The sequence below is a fragment of the Paenibacillus sp. IHB B 3084 genome, from assembly GCF_001447315.1.
In the GTDB taxonomy this organism is placed as follows: domain Bacteria; phylum Bacillota; class Bacilli; order Paenibacillales; family Paenibacillaceae; genus Paenibacillus.
In genome coordinates this window covers 18,389-34,422 of record NZ_CP013206.1, presented here as the reverse complement: position 1 = coordinate 34,422, position 16,034 = coordinate 18,389, and the positions used below count along the sequence as shown (strand labels likewise).

Genomic DNA, 16,034 nt, shown 5'->3' with positions numbered 1-16,034 from the left:
GGGCAAAGTCTGCTGTCTGTTCCTGTGCTTTTTATATGGGAACAGGCTTCTTTTATTTGTAGCGGAAATGATTTGGGCATACGGAGTAGAACGCATGAAATGATTAACAACAGGAGGGGATTTTATGCAAACAAGTGTAATAAGTGTCAAGGAGTATCCGTTAAGTTCCTATCAGAAAGATATATGGTTCGAACAGTGCATGTACCCTGGAAAACCTATTTACAATATCGGTGGGTATGTTGAGGTTAAAGGAAACCTGAATACGGCTATCATTAGGCAGTCCATGCAGTTATTAATCAGGCAAAATGATTCCCTCAGTGCCCGTTTATTGATAAAAAGGGAGAGCCTTATTTAACATTTTTGCCGGAAACTGACTATGAAGTTCCGTTTCATGATTTTTCGGTAAAGGAAAATCCAAACTCTTTTTGCATCAACTGGATGAAAAAAGAGTTTTTAAAGCCTTTTCAACCAGAGGACCTCTATTTTCAATTTGTTTTGTTGAAAGGTGCCCCGAACACATACTTCATTTTACTTAAAGTTCATCATTTGGTGATCGATGGATGGGGATTTGCTCTCTTAATCAGTCAATTGTTTGACAATTACAATAAATTGGTGCAAGGAATTGGCGAAATGAACAGAACGGTCTATTCCTATGCTGATTTTATTTCTGATAATCAGAATTATCTGAATTCTCCGGCCTTTTTAAAAGACAGGGCGTTCTGGCAGAACAAATATCTGACCATTCCCGAGCCTCTGTTGAGCAGAGGCATGGATACCGATGATGGTGACGGCGATTCCGTTTGGAGTGATCGGCGAACCTTAACTATAAACAAGGCGTTATACAATCAAATGATTGAATTTTGCAAAGAGGAAGGATGCTCGTCGTTCCACTATTTTTTAGGCATACTGTTCCTGTATTTCAGCAAGATTTGCAATCGGAACGAAATGGTGATCGGCGTCCCGGTTTTTAATCGGAGCAAAGCTAAATATAAGCAGACTATGGGACATTTCGCCAACGTGCTGCCGCTGCGGATCAGTCCCGAGAAAGATATAAGCTTCAAAGAACTGATTAAGAGCATCAAACGTGAGCTTATGCAATGCTATCGTCATCAGAAAATGTCTTTCGGTGAAATTTACCGGGCGGTTTACGAGAATAGCAATGAGAAAGGCAAACTGTTTGATATATCGCTTTCTTTCGAAGAACAGGAAACGAGAGAAGCATTGATCGGCGCAGCATGCCGGATTGTAAGTATGCCGCATCATCATGAAAGAAATGCACTCAATCTCCTGATATGGGGACAAGAAGGTGAAGCGGATGTAGCCGTTAATTTTGACTATCAGATACAGGCTTTTGAAAGATTCATCCCCATTGAGAACGTTATCTCCCACTTTGAATATTTATTTGCTCAAGTCATGGAGCAAAGTGAAACTCTTATTTCGCAAATCGAAATCGTGCCAGAGGAAGAAAGGAGTACGCTAGTTCGCGGCTTTAACCATACGGAGGTGGAATATCCGAAGGATCAAACGATCCACGGGTTGTTTGAGGAACGAGCGGAGCAAAGAGCGGATCACCTGGCTTTGGTCTGGGGAGAGCAAACGCTGACCTACCGGGAGCTGAACGAGCAGGCGAATCGGCTGGCCATTGTCTTGAGAGAGCGTGGAGTGAAGCCGAACGATATCATCGCCATCATGGCGGAGCGTTCCATGGAAATGGTCATAGGCATCCTGGGAACACTCAAAGCGGGCGGCGCCTACCTGCCAATAGATCCGAATTATCCGGAGGAACGGATTCACTACATGCTGGAGGACAGCGGCGCGTCCATTGTACTGACGCAAAAGCATCTCCGGGACAAGCTCACCTATCACGGGGCAATCATGGACTTGGATGACGAAAGCCTGAAGTATATAGAGCTAGACCGTGCCAATCCGGAGCCTGTTAACACTCCGGAGGATTTGGCTTATATTATCTATACCTCGGGATCTACGGGGAAACCCAAAGGGGTCATGGTAGAACACCGGGGAATCATCAACCTCCAGCATTTCTTCCAGGAAAAATGGGGCGTGGATGGATCGGACCGGATGCTGCAATTTGCCAGCAGCTCGTTTGATGCCTCGGTTTGGGAAATGTTCACGATTTTGCTGGGAGGTGGAACGCTGTATCTGGTTTCGCGGGATATTATTAATAATCTGAATGAATTTGCACGCTTCATGAACGAAAACCAAATTACGATTGCGCTGCTGCCGCCTACCTATCTGGCGGGGATTGAGCCGGACAGGCTGCCGACGCTGAAAAAACTGGTGACGGGCGGATCAGCGATTACCAAAGAGCTAGTAATGCGGTGGAAGGACAGCGTGGAGTATATGAACGCCTATGGTCCGAGCGAATCGAGCGTAATTGCAACCGCGTGGACGTACCGGGAAGAGGATATGGGGTATCCATCGGTACCAATTGGTAAACCTATTGCCAATACTCGAATTTACATTATGGATACACATCAAAAGCTGCTGCCGCTGGGAGCAGCCGGGGAAATGTGCATTGCGGGAGACGGATTGGCTAGGGGGTATCTGCACCGGCCGGAGCTGACGGCGGAGAAGTTTGTGGCGAATCCTTACGAAGCTGGAGAGAAGCTGTACCGAACAGGCGATCTGGTGCGTTGGCTGCCGGACGGGAATATCGAATTTTTGGGAAGAATTGACGATCAGGTGAAAATTCGCGGCTTCCGCATTGAGCTGGGTGAAATCGAAGCGCAGCTAATGAAGCATCCGCTTGTCCGGGAAGTGGCGGTGATCGCGAGGGAAGACAAGCAAGGCGAGAAGTATCTGGCGGCGTATTTTACAGCAGAGGGCGAACCGGGAGCGGAAGAGCTGCGGGAACAGCTTATGCAGGAGTTGCCTGATTATATGGTGCCGTCCAGCTTTATGCAGCTGGACGACATGCCGATGACTCCGAGCGGAAAAGTTGACCGAAAGGCATTGCCCGAGCCCGATCTGAGCGTGAATGCAACGGAGGAATACGCGGCACCGAGAGACAAAATAGAGGAGATATTGGCTGAAATATGGGAAAAAGTCCTGAAAGTCGAACGGGTAGGCATTAAGGATCACTTTCTGAATCTGGGGGGAGATTCTATTAAAGCCATCCAGATTGTGTCCAAGCTTCACGATTATAAGCTAAAGCTGCAACTAAAGGATCTTTTTGACCATCCTGTGATTGAACAATTGAGTGCCTATGTACAATCTGTCGAACATACTGCTTTTCAAGGAATGGTAACAGGGGAAATTATGCTCACGCCCATCCAAAGCTGGTTTTTTGAGCAGCCTTTTGCAGCAAAACATCACTTCAACCAGTCTGTTCTGTTACATAGGAAACAGGGCTTTGACGAAAAGGTGTTAAGAAAAGTGTTCGATGGCTTGGTGGAACACCATGATGCTTTGCGTATTGTAGTGCGTGAGAAGGCGGGACAGGTGGTTCTGTTCAACCGGGGCACGGAAGGCGAACTATATTCGCTGGAGGTAAAGGATCTTACAAATGATGATATATATGATAGCTCCGTAAAGGAAGAAGCCGCCCAGCTTCAGTCCCGCATGGATTTAGAATGTGGACCTCTGATTCAAGCGGACTTGTTCAAAACGAAAGACGGTGACTATCTGTGCGTAAGTATTCACCACCTGGTGGTTGACGGGATTTCTTGGCGGATTCTTTTTGAGGATATTTCTACAGGATACCGACAGGCGGAGAAGGGGGAAGAAGTCACATTCAGAGGGAAAACGGACTCTTTTCTGGTATGGTCTGAACAACTTTATACGTATGCCGGCAGCGGGGAGCTTCTGCAAGAAATCACGTATTGGTCCGAGCTGGAGCAGAATGAAATCAAGCCAATTCCCAAGGATCATTCCGTTCATAGCAGAAAATATATGGATAGCGATCATATCGAAATCGTGCTGGATGAAGTTGAAACCGCCAAGCTGCTTAGAGAAGTGAATAAGGCTTACAATACTGAAATCAACGATGTTCTTTTGACGGCATTGGGAGAGGCTATTCGGGAATGGACAGGAGAAGATAAGGTACTTGTTAACCTGGAAGGACACGGACGCGAAGAAATCATTCAGGATATGGATATCAGCAGAACCGTAGGCTGGTTTACCGCCCAATACCCTGTGATTTTGGATATGGCAGGCGTCAAGAACGTGTCTTCCCGGCTTAAAGCCGTTAAAGAAAGCCTCCGGCGCATTCCGCAAAAAGGCATCGGCTACGGCATTTTAAAATACCAGACGTTCCCTCGGGACGAGGAAATCTTAAGGTTTAATTTGCACCCTGAGATCAGCTTCAATTACCTGGGGCAGTTTGACCAGGATATTGATACCGATATATTTACCATCTCCGATGTTCTTGCCGATGAGACGGTTTCACCCGACATGCAAAGATCTTACTGCTTGGACATTAACGGAAGGGTGACTGATGGAAAGCTGCGGCTGAGTTTCGCCTATCACAAGCACGAATATGAAAAGGCCACGCTGATCACAGTGGCAGAAGGCTTTAAGCGCAATCTGGAGCAAATTATCGAGCATTGCGTATCACAGGAATATACGGAACTGACAGCCAGTGATGTAAGTTCAAGCAACATTACAACGGCGGAGGTAGAAGAGGTATATCGCGCGCTGGGGGATTCTAAGCCCAGTATCACGGATATTTATACACTGACCCCTATGCAGTCGGGAATGCTCTACCACTTCCTCAGAGAACAAAACTCTCATGCGTATTTTGAGCAAGCCGTAATCAGTTTGCAGGGTAAGATCGATAGAAGCTTGTTTGAGCGTGCTTTCCAGCAGGTGATTCAAAGACATGATATTTTGCGGACCGCCTTTGTTTATGAGAAGGTGGAAAAACCGGTTCAGGTCGTTTTAAAGGACAGACCGGCTGAAATGTTTTTCAAGTATATTTCCTTCTTGACGGAGGAAGAGAAAGAAAACTATCTCCAAGCCTATTTGGACAAGGATAGAGAAAAGGGCTTTGACCTCACCCGGGAGCCGCTGATCAGATTTGCCTTGATTAGAATTAATGCCCACAGCTATCGTTTCATTTTGAGTTTTCATCATATCATTATGGATGGATGGTGTCTTGGCATTGTATTTAAAGAGCTGCTGGAAATTTACAGTGCGCTTCATAAAGGAAGCATACCGCAATTAGGCACGGTGTATCCTTATCGTCAATATATCCAGTGGCTGGAACAAAAGAATGACCGGGAGACGGGGGCTTACTGGGAGAATTATCTGACAGAGTACGAACAGCCAGCGCTGCTGCCTAAAATCAAAAGTGGTATAGCTAATCCGGGATACATTCAGGAGGAATACGATTTTACGATAAATAAGGAAATGAAGGCGAGTTTGGAGAGAATCGCAAGAGAAAACGGCGCCACGTTAAGTACGGTGATACAGGCCGTATGGGGAATTCTGCTGCAACGGTACAACAATACCCAGGATGTGGTGTTCGGAACGGTTGTCTCGGGAAGACCGGCAGAAATTCAAGGCGTTGAACAGATGGTAGGGCTGTTTATCAATACGATTCCTGTCAGAGTCCGGGCAGAAAAGGAAGAAAGCTTTTCAGCCCTGGTTGCCAAACTGCAGCAGGAGGCATGGGCATCGGAGCAGCATCACTATTATCCGCTGGCGGAAATTCAGTCACGGACCGCCCATGGAGGCGGATTGGTGCAAAACCTGCTGGCCTTTGAAAACTATCCGATAGAGGAAGCTGACAAAGGACAGGGCGACCACGGAACAGATTTGAGGATTCTGTCCACGAAGGTCTCCGAACAGACGAATTTTGATTTTAATTTTATTGTTGTGCCTGAGAACGATTTGCAGATCAAATTCCGCTACAATAGCTTGGCCTATGACAGAGGCTTTATGGAGCGGGTAGCCGGGCAGATTAAAATGATCATCCGTGAAATCATCCGTTGTCCAAAGATAAGGATCGAAGATATCGAAATCGTACCGGAGAAAGAGAGCAGTGTGCAGCTCCGCGATTTTAACCGCACGGAGGCGGAATATCCGAAGGATTACACGATTCAGGGACTGTTTGAGGAACGAGCGGAGAAAAGAGCAGATCATCCGGCTTTGGTCTGGGGAGAGCAAACGCTGACCTACCGGGAGCTGAACGAGCAGGCGAATCGGCTGGCCATTGTCTTGAGAGAGCGTGGAGTGAAGCCGAACGATATCATCGCCATCATGGCGGAGCGTTCCATGGAAATGGTCATAGGCATCCTGGGAACACTCAAAGCGGGCGGCGCCTACCTGCCGATAGATCCGAATTATCCGGAGGAACGGATTCACTACATGCTGGAGGACAGCAGTGCGTCCATTGTACTGACGCAAAAGCATCTCCGGGACAAGCTCACCTATCACGGGGCAATCATGGACTTGGATGACGAAAGCATGAGGTATATAGAGCTAGACCGTGCCAATCCGGAGCCTGTTAACAATCCGGAGGATTTGGCTTATATCATTTATACCTCGGGATCTACGGGGAAACCCAAAGGGGTCATGGTAGAACACCGGGGAATCATCAACCTCCAGCATTTCTTCCAGGAACAATGGGGCGTGGACGGATCGGACCGGATGCTGCAATTTGCCAGCAGTTCGTTTGACGCCTCAGTCTGGGAAATGTTCACGATTTTGCTGGGAGGCGGAACGCTGTATCTGGTTTCGCGAGATATTATTAATAACCTGAATGAATTTGCACGCTTCGTAAACGAAAACCAAATTACGATTGCGCTGCTACCGCCTACCTATCTGGCGGGGATGGAACCGGACAAGCTGCCAGCACTGAAAAAACTGGTGACAGGCGGATCAGCGATCACGAAAGAACTGGTGACGCGGTGGAAGGACAGCGTGGAGTATATGAACGCCTATGGTCCGAGCGAATCGAGCGTAATTGCAACCGCGTGGACGTACCGGGAAGAGGATATGGGGTATCCATCGGTACCGATTGGCAAACCGATTGCCAATACTCGAATTTACATTATGGATACACATCAAAAGCTGCTGCCGCTGGGAGCAGCCGGGGAAATGTGCATTGCGGGAGACGGATTGGCCAGGGGATATCTGCACCGGCCGGAGCTGACGGCGGAGAAGTTTGTGGCGAATCCTTACGAGGCTGGAGAGAAGCTGTACCGGACGGGCGATCTGGTGCGTTGGCTGCCGGACGGGAATATCGAATTTTTGGGAAGAATCGACGATCAGGTGAAAATTCGCGGCTTCCGCATTGAGCTGGGGGAAATCGAAGCGCAGCTAATGAAGCATCCGCTTGTCCGGGAAGTAGCGGTGATCGCGAGGGAAGACAAGCAAGGCGAGAAGTATCTGGCGGCGTATTTTACAGCAGAGGGCGAACCGGAAGCAGATGAGCTGCGGGAACAGCTTATGCAGGAGCTACCTGATTATATGGTGCCGTCCAGCTTTATGAAACTGGATGACATGCCGATGACTCCGAGCGGAAAAATTGACCGGAAGGCATTACCCGAGCCTGAATGGCAGGGAAGCGACCACACAGTCAGCAGCCCTAGAAATGACGTTGATTTGAAAATCCAGAAGGTATGGCAGGAGATTCTCGGCATGGAGTCAATCGGAATTGATGAGCATTTCTTTAGACTGGGTGGCAATTCGATCAAGGCGATTCAGGTGGTTTCGAGGCTGGCGCTGGATTTTGAAGTGGGTATTAACGACATCTTTCAATATCCGACGATTCGGGCCTTGGCGGATAACATTAAGTATTCCAAAGACAGATTAAAACAATTCGTGTACGCCTTACGGGAAGCGGCAGCTCCCGGGGAAAACGGCGTACCTGGTGTTGTCTGGAAAATGCGCGAGAGTCTCAAAGAATACCGGAAGAAAAATCAGGGTTATGAAAATATCGATCTTTCTGAACGGGCTGACTACCGTAATGTTCTGCTGGTGGGAGGAACAGGGTATCTGGGAATCCATATTTTGTTTCAACTGCTGCAAAATACGGAATATAAGGTGTATGTACCTGTTCGGGGAACGAGTGACGATGAGGCGCTGGAAAGACTGTGGGCGAAGCTGAAGTTCCATTTTGGTCTTGAGCTTGGGGAGAATGCCTGGGAAGACAGAGTGTGCGTGTTTTGCGGAGACTTAACCCAGGACTACTTTGGACTGAGCCGGGAGCGCTATGAGGATTTGGCCGGAAGCATTGATGCGATCATTAACTCGGCGGCAAATGTGAAGCATTTTGGGCATTACTCGGAATTTCAGGCGGTCAATGTGGAAGGGAACGAAAGACTGATCGAATTTGCTGGTACAGGGAAGAAAAAGACCTACAATTTCGTTTCCACCACCAGCGTAGGTAGTGGCTGGATAGAAGACCAGAGCAGCATCATGTTCACTGAATATGATTGCAATGTCGAACAAAGCTCTGATAACTATTACGTTATGACAAAGCTCGAAGCCGAGAAAGAGATTGTTAAAGCAAGGCAACAAGGGCTTGATTCCAATGTGTTCAGAGTCGGGAACCTCGTGTTTGATTCCAATTCGGGGATCTTCCAGGAAAATATCTCGGATAATGCATTTTATTCGTTGGTAAAGTCGATGATCACACTTGGCCGGGTCCCCGCAATTCAAGATAAAACCATGAACTTCTCCTTTGTGGATGAGGTGGCCAAGGCAGTTGTACTCCTGTTCGACCGGAAAAATTTAATCAACGAAACCTATCATCTGTTTAACAGCCATCAGGTTAGCATGATATCTTTTTCCAAGCTTTTGAAGCAAGCGGATATAAATGTAAAGCCAATGCCAGTGGAGGATTTTACCGAATACATGTTTGAAAAATACGATGAACCAGAGACGGAGCAGGAGGTTGCCCGGATTCTTGTTCATTCCAACGTCTTCTTTGAGGGAGCAAGCAAAACGTTGTTCATGACGATGAACAAAAAGACTGACGGTATTTTGCAGGCGCTGGGGTTTGAGTGGTCCAGGCTGGACGGTCAAAAAGTGAAGCTGATGATGGATCATGTCAAAAAAGTAGGGTTTATGTAAAAGAATAGAAGGGAGGGAGGGAGAAAAATGGATGCGATTAAACTGGCGAGCACCTACTTTTTCGGAACTGAAGATTATATTTTATCCAATAGCATGATCGCAACGGTTACTTTTAAAAGAAGAATCGACGCTGAAAAATTGTTTTTCAGCTACCGTTCGCTCATCATGGACAATCCTTTGCTGCAAGCCAAAAGGGTGGAACAATTCGAAAAAGACACGTTTGTATGGGGGCGTTTTTCTCAGGAAGAGCTGGAACATTTTCTGGAGGCTGAAAAGGTGAAGCTTTCCCAATATTTTACGGAGGAGGAGGTACTGGCTCAATACAGACCGACCAATGCCAGACTTCCGTTTCGTATTTACCCTATAAATGAATATACAATGATATTTGCGATGAACCATGCGGTGGCTAATGGCCTGAGCCTGGTTTTCTGGATCAAGAGATGGCTGGAATATTACTCAGGCGAACCAGATTCCGAGCCGGAAAATAAGGCGGCAAAGGGCGACGTCTCCAAAGACAGGCTGTTGCGTATGAAAAGAAGATTTTCCGCTTTTATGTGGATGCCGGTTTTTGTTGCAGGTTTTATGACCAGGGTTAGGGGAAAAGGGACAGGCGCTGGCGAAACCGTTGATTTGAGTTACGGCAGAAGGCCGGAGCAAGGCGGCGGTTATGCCAAAAAATCGTATAGATTCAGCAAAGAGGAGACTGGTGAGATTTTACGGCGATGCCGGAGCCTAAAAATGACATTGACCGAATACATCTGTTATCGAATGACTGATGGACTACTGCAGCATGCTCCCGGCAAGCAACGCGTGTTTGTCTCCATGCCTATGGATTTGAAGTTTCTGCATAACTACTCGCCGGAAACTATGCACGGCAATTACGTCGCAAGCCTTCCAATGCAATTTTTCCGGGATGGAAATTTGGAAAAACAGGTGAAATCCGCGTTCAAATGGTTCAAAAGGGGGGTTCCTTATGCGTTGTCGCTCTTTTTTGCTTCGTTTTCCAATTCATATCGGAAATATAAACAACAGTGTCTTGAATTGATTATGAAAACAATGCCTGAAAGATTCCCCCTGTGGAATTTTACCATCACCTTGTCCAATCTGGGAGTCATATCGTATCCGATTATGGAGGAATGGGTGGATACCATCTATTTTTCCATCAAAAACCAGTCGTTATTGCTCACAACGGCTACGCTTTCGGGACGTTTAATGATGGAGGTCAGCGTATTGGAGAATCTTTACGATTCGGAAGAAGTCTTTGGTCTTTTTGCCCGAATTTTATCTGTGGAACATTTGTTGAATGGTTATCCCCTGTCAAGTAGATAAATAAAAAAGACTAAGCAGCCAGCGCGTGCCGATACTTAATCGGCGCGCGCTGTTTGAATTTGACTGAAATCGTTGGCAGTTTTAAAAGTAAAAAAATATCCCCTCCAAGTTCTCTCTAGCCTCACGATACCATGTGGACTTTTTTGAGTGTCTACTTGAAGGGGATATTAGCGGTGCTATCTAGCCGAGAGTCCTTTTTTGTTGATGCAATTGAATGCTTTCGTGTATCACTCGGGGTACTTCTGTTAGCTTCTGTATCGTATACATCACGGAGTTAACGTTTTTTTGCAGCTCTACCATATTGTAAACCCATTCCTTGGCCTGCTTGAGATATACAGCATGAATGCCTGCCGCAAGGGCGGGTGATACATCGGTGCGCAGAGAGTTACCAATCATCCAGGTGATGCTTCGATCAAAGCTATTCATCTGGATAATTTCCTCCAGAGCCTCGACATTTTTATGCTGACGAATGTAGATGCGATCATCAAAATAGTTAGCCAGCTTCATCTGTTCAATCTTCTTTTCCTGAATGACCTGCTCACCGCCGGTGTACAGATGCAGGGAATGTCCAGCTTTTTGGAGCGAATTTAACGTTTCGACCATCCCGGGATACGGTTCGATTTCCTGCTCGTACACACTTCGCCCAAGCGAGCGAAGCTCCTGCTCTTCCCGCGGATCGGTACGGCGTCCAAACTGTTCCGAAAAAAAGTGGTACGTATCAATCAAGGACTGTGGAAAATGCTCGCTGGCAAAGCCCACCTGATGCACTCCAGCTACATCAATTTCGATTTGCTTTTCACGAATTGTATTTTTCGTCAGGTTATGGGCTGCAAACCATTCCTGAAGCAAATCAAAAAAGTGGTTGAGAATAAGGTCGAAATACTTGTTACAGTGGACCAAAGTGTCATCAAGATCAAATAAAATATGCTGCTTCGGATACGACATGTTGCATACTCCTTCCAAGCCAACGCTTTAACGATGTTCGTTATAACTGAGGGTGCAGTTCAAATTACAGTCCGATATAGGATTCCAAAAATACCTGTAAATCAGCCGCTCCGTCGGGGCGAATGCTGAATTTTTCCTTGTGATAACGTCCAATGTGGATACGGAGCAGACCAGCTACTCGTAAAATCATCATATCAGACATGAGTGTGTCTTCCAATCGGCTCAAATCATGACGCATATCTTCGAGGGATTTAGGGCCTTGAGCCACATAACGCAGAATCCGCAGACGTTGTGGGTCATTTACCGCCCGGGTCAGCCGAAGCAGTAGTGTAGGAGGTTCTTCCTCACTTTCTTCGGGAACGTCTACCGGATACTGGATCAGCAGCATACGGGTATAAAAACAGTACGAATTAATCGGACGATTATGGACGACTGGAAACAGAACAACGGTATCCAAATCTTCCATATGAGGCACGATCAGTCCGGCTGTAGCGTATTCAACCAGTGCTTCCGGCTCCATTTTGCTCAGCAGCATGCGTTTTTCTGCAGCGTCTTCCTCTGCCAGCACACGCAGTTCGCTTTCCATGGCCCGGAAATAGTCCCGATCCCATAATTTGAGGAGAGGGGCATACACCTTGCGAATGCGTAAAGATTCTTCAAAGGTTAAAAAAGGAACATGCGGTACAATCAGCTCGAACATGTCTTCATCCGGGCCGTTGTCCAAATAAGCGATATAATCGGATATTTCATCCGATTCCGGTCGAAGCAAAGCCCAAACATAAAGCGCGTCATAATCGCTAAAAGGGCAATCCTGCGCCGTAGCAAGCTCGGAGCGCACTTCGTTTTGCAGCCGTGCATCCACCTTGTCGATCCACTCATGGCCCAAGTCCATGTCGTGTACCCATTTTTTGGTTACATAGGCCATAAAGCTGCCGAGTAATTCGTAAATTGGAGAAGTGTCTATTTTAATTTGATAACTCATGGAATCAAATGCCTCCTATTCTGTCTTCGAGCCCAGAGCGGTGAACGTAATTAAGCCCGTCCATAAGCACAACATGAGCATTTTGAAATTGCTCACTTATTTATTATGGCTTGTTCTGCCGGGCATTGTCCACTATAATATAAAATAGTGCGCTGTGACGTGATTCGGTTCGGATTGAACATACAAGGCTCCCTAACGATGCGGAGTTGGCTACTTATCAGACATGCTTTCCGTAAAATCGTCATCTTAGATGGCGATTTTTTTCATCCTTTCTTTTATGCACTAAAAATACCGGAATTTGCATGTAGCTTGGTTGTGTTTGCGTGACCGCTATACATAGTAATAAGAATATCTATTGATTATGTAATCAAATGCAAATCATTCCTTAACATTCATTTTACGATATTGATATTTTATATGTTATATCTGGAGGAAGCATAATGTCGTCGTCCATGCGGGTGCATTACTTTATCTTAATTGCGGTTATTGTTGTGGCCGGACTGTGTCAAGGGCTACTGCTGCCGATTTTGTCTATATCTTTGGAACAGATGGGAGTTTCTTCTTCGCTGAACGGAATGAATGCCGCAGCGTTGTATATTGGTTCATTTGCTATGACGCTGGTAGCTGAACGGACATTGGGATGGTTGGGCTTCAAAAAGCTGATGGCTGGAGGGCTTGTGCTTGTGCTTTTTACGCTGCAGCTATTCCCTCTAATCCCCGATATCCGGGTGTGGTTCATACTGCGATTGCTAGTCGGAATCGGGGACAGTGCATTGCACTATTCTGCCCAACTGTGGATACTGCTGGTGACTCCGGCAGAGAATCGTGGGCGCAACATTTCTTTTTATGGCATGTCCTACGGTCTGGGGTTTGCATTGGGACCGCTTGGATTGTGGTTACTTGATTACGGGATGCTGGTTCCATTTGCAGCGCTGGCCTTGCTGTGCTTGCTCGTTCTGCTGCTGGTGCTCATCAAGCTGCCGGATTCCAGACCGGAAAAGCTGGAGACCGAGGCGCGTCCAGCACAAAGATTCCGGCGCAGCTTTAGCTGGGCATGGTACGCGCTGCTGCCTGCATTTTTGTACGGTTATATGGAAGCCAGCCTGAACAGCAACTTTCCGGTATATGGTCTTCGCATTGGCTTTCATACCGATGAGATTGCCGCGTTGCTGCCCTTTGTCAGCCTAGGTGGATTAGTACTTCAACTGCCGCTAGGTATATGGAGTGATCGTTGGGGCCGTAAAAAGGTGCTTATAAGCGTAGGGATAGCGGGTGGATTGATCTTTATGTTGATACCGTGGAGCGGCAATCATTTTATGCTGACATTAGTATTGTTGGCGGTGGCAGGCGGTTTGGTCGGCTCCTTTTTCTCCCTGGGTCTGGCCTATGCTGCTGATTTGCTACCCAAATCGTTATTAGCCGCCGCCAATGTGCTGGCATCCTTTCATTTTAATCTGGGAAGTGTGATTGGACCTAACATTAGCGGGGCGCTACTGGACTATGGAACCCAAGGCAGCATGTTTCTGGTTCTCGGGGCAGCTACGTCGTTTTCGGGTTGTTGGGATTGTTATTCCGAAAAAGAATATCGGCGGCATAAAACTGCGGTTTGCATGGTATTTGTTTCACATTTACTATAAACTATAGACAGTATTGATGGCGGACAAAGGGGAATCACAAAGATGATCAGAATACAGAAGCTGACCAAGCAAGTGGGGCCAGAACGGACCCCGTTACTTCGCGGGATTAATGCTGAAATTCACCCGGGCGAACTGATAGCCGTAGTGGGACCGAGCGGAAGTGGAAAAACCACACTGCTGCGCTGCCTTGCTTTGCAAGAGCCATGGGAGGAAGGCAGTCTGATGGTGGACGGCCATGATGTGCTGAAATCTGGATGGACGGGCAAAATGAAAATAAAGCGGGAATGGGCATACCTGGAGCAAAATCCGCATTTAAATATGAATCGGACCGCTCTCAAAAATGTGCTGATCGGCAGATCGGGTCAGACTCCATTATGGAGAATGGTGACCGGAATGGTGCGTTCTGACGATTATATGGGAGCAATGGACGTGTTGGAGGAACTGGGCTTGCTGGATAAGGCCCATGACAAATGCGACAAGCTTAGTGGTGGTGAGCGGCAAAGGGTAGCGACTGCACGAGCGCTCGTTCACGGAGCCAAGGTCATTTTGGCTGATGAGCCTGTAAATGGACTTGACCCGACTTCAGCAGCTCATGTGATGGATACCTTCCGAAAGCTGTGCTCAGACGAACGGGTGACCGTAATCACCGTACTGCCGCTGGAAATGGCTGAACGCTTTGCTTCACGCATATGGGGATTGAACGGCGGCGAACTCGTATTTGATATTCAGGGCAGACGACTGACACAGGTGGAAAAGAACAAATTGTGAAGGGGACGGCAAGTGGAGTGAAAATGATGTTGTTGAGAATATTAACCGGTTGCTGTGTATCACTGCTCCTTGTTGGATTTTTAAGCGGCTGTAATGTCATTAGTGACCCGATTTCGCTGATGCAGTCACCGATGATGTCTGACGAGAAACAGCAGTTGAATGGTGCAGTGGTTACGCAGCTTGGAATGGTGCAGCCTCTGCGCCCAAATGACCCCGATGACCCGACGCCGATTCGTACGGGGGATCTGAACAATGATGGTACAGACGAAGCGGTACTTTTTTATGAAACGCCAGATGAAAGTGTAAAAATACATGGGGCGTTGTTCGAGGATCAGAACGGAACGTGGGTAAAGAAGCTGACGTTTGATGGAGAAGGTACTGTACTGGAATCGTTCAAACTGGTTGATGTAACGAATGATGGTACGCTAGATATTGTAGCAGGCTTTTCCAGCGGGGATAGCGGTGATGGTAACGATCAGAAGGGACTCATCGTGTATTCTTATACCGGAGGAACTTTGGAGAAAATATATGCTACTGGTTATACGGACTTCGTCGTAGACGACTTTAATCATAACAAGATGGACTTGAACGGGGACAATTTGAATGACTTGACGATTATCACGCTGCGCCGTAATGAATTTTTCACGGTCAAAACATTTCAATTCAGCGGGGGAACGTTTAAGGAAATCGGATCGCTGGATTTGGACAGTCAGACGCTTAGTATCTACAATGTCGTCGCTGGTAAGGTAGCCGAGGGCAGGCAGGGTATCATTATAGATACCAAGATTGCCCAGACAACTACGGTGTCCAACGTCATTGTGATGGACCATAGCAAGCTCAAAAAACTTGATCTCATGGATGTGACCTTTAAGGATGCTACCATTACTAGCGGTGATGTGGATGGTGATGGCATTCTGGAATTTGGCAATCTGGAGAAGCCGAAAGGATGGTCCAACAGGCCGCTGGATGAAGTCCCGTATTTTGTCTCGTTCTATCAGTGGGATGGTGCAAAGGGGACGATTTTCAAACAGCAACAGTATCGCGACTCCAATGATCAGATCTATTTCAGACTGCCGAAGGAACTGCACGGCAAGGTAACCATTGATCCGAAAGTATCAAAAAAGGACAGCTATTTGCGGTTCATTCTGGACAATACAGACAAAACGATTGCAGAAATTAAATATTTCTCGTTGTCGCAATGGGAGCGAAACAATGAAGGATATAGCCAGTTATGGCGAACCAATGCACAGGTGATCGGAATCAAGCGATCCAGTGAGCTGGAACCACGTAAAACCATTAAAAACAAGTTGGGGGAAAGGCAGGTAGAATAG

At 47.0% G+C, this 16,034-nt stretch carries 6 protein-coding genes and 2 pseudogenes; 6 read left to right on the top strand and 2 right to left on the bottom strand.

Annotated elements, in window-relative coordinates; all coding sequences use genetic code 11:
* Positions 1-124 precede the first annotated feature (124 nt).
* From ASL14_RS28925 to ASL14_RS26490, 3 genes and pseudogenes are all read left to right on the top strand, one after another.
* Positions 125-1,419: pseudogene (locus ASL14_RS28925) on the top strand (condensation domain-containing protein); the annotation flags it as partial.
* A complete protein-coding gene (locus tag ASL14_RS28685) occupies positions 1,414-9,042 on the top strand; it encodes a non-ribosomal peptide synthetase (RefSeq protein ID WP_237171671.1) in 7,629 nt (2,542 codons plus the stop codon). The pseudogene ASL14_RS28925 and the gene ASL14_RS28685, both read left to right, overlap by 6 nt.
* Positions 9,043-9,069: 27 nt before the next feature.
* Positions 9,070-10,371, top strand: a complete 1,302-nt coding sequence (locus ASL14_RS26490) for a hypothetical protein (RefSeq protein ID WP_134914775.1) — start codon at positions 9,070-9,072, stop codon at positions 10,369-10,371.
* Between the two features lie 180 nt (positions 10,372-10,551).
* Here the strand turns inward: ASL14_RS26490 and ASL14_RS26485 are convergent, their stop codons facing one another.
* Together ASL14_RS26485 and ASL14_RS26480 are read right to left on the bottom strand one after the other, a co-directional pair.
* On the bottom strand, positions 10,552-11,316 hold the full coding sequence (locus ASL14_RS26485; protein WP_134914774.1) for an HAD family hydrolase: 765 nt from the start codon (positions 11,314-11,316) through the stop codon (positions 10,552-10,554).
* Between the two features lie 64 nt (positions 11,317-11,380).
* Positions 11,381-12,298, bottom strand: coding sequence for an ArsR family transcriptional regulator (locus tag ASL14_RS26480; RefSeq protein WP_134914773.1), 918 nt, complete (start codon positions 12,296-12,298; stop codon positions 11,381-11,383).
* Positions 12,299-12,738: 440 nt separating this feature from the next.
* Here ASL14_RS26480 and ASL14_RS26475 point away from each other — a divergent pair.
* From ASL14_RS26475 to ASL14_RS26465, 3 genes and pseudogenes are all read left to right on the top strand, one after another.
* Positions 12,739-13,895 (top strand): annotated as a pseudogene (locus ASL14_RS26475) (MFS transporter).
* Positions 13,896-13,977: 82 nt separating this feature from the next.
* Positions 13,978-14,703: a phosphonate ABC transporter ATP-binding protein gene (locus ASL14_RS26470; protein ID WP_134914771.1), complete on the top strand. Its 726-nt coding sequence runs from the start codon at positions 13,978-13,980 to the stop codon at positions 14,701-14,703.
* Complete coding sequence (locus tag ASL14_RS26465; RefSeq protein ID WP_134914770.1) at positions 14,700-16,034, top strand: hypothetical protein; 1,335 nt, start codon at positions 14,700-14,702, stop codon at positions 16,032-16,034. The genes ASL14_RS26470 and ASL14_RS26465 overlap by 4 nt, the downstream gene beginning before the upstream one ends.